We start from the raw sequence: 255 nt of genomic DNA on the forward strand, positions 1-255 counted from the left end.
CTCGATAGAAACACAAATGGACCAACGGCATGGCGCACATATGGCAGCTAATCTGATCAAGAAACTGACTTGTGATGAGATAGACACAATGGGCTTGGGTGAGATGGAAGCCATGGCGCTCAAGGCATATCTGTCTGTCATGCATGCCCTTAACGCGCAAATCGTTCACATCGAAAAAACACTGGCAAAGGTCTGTGCTACTCACCCAGGGTTGTCATTACTCAAAAGCGTCGCTGGCATTGGTGATACGTTGGC

Annotated in this window: 1 protein-coding gene; it reads left to right on the forward strand. The window is 48.6% G+C overall.

Translation table 11 applies throughout. From position 1 onward, the window contains the following. Positions 1-16: 16 nt before the first annotated feature. On the forward strand, positions 17-255 hold a 239-nt coding region (locus tag H8L47_RS30535; protein WP_456243391.1), incomplete at its 3' end, for a hypothetical protein.

Origin of the sequence: Undibacterium umbellatum, from assembly GCF_014284125.1 — a bacterium.
GTDB classification, from domain to species: domain Bacteria; phylum Pseudomonadota; class Gammaproteobacteria; order Burkholderiales; family Burkholderiaceae_D; genus Undibacterium; species Undibacterium umbellatum.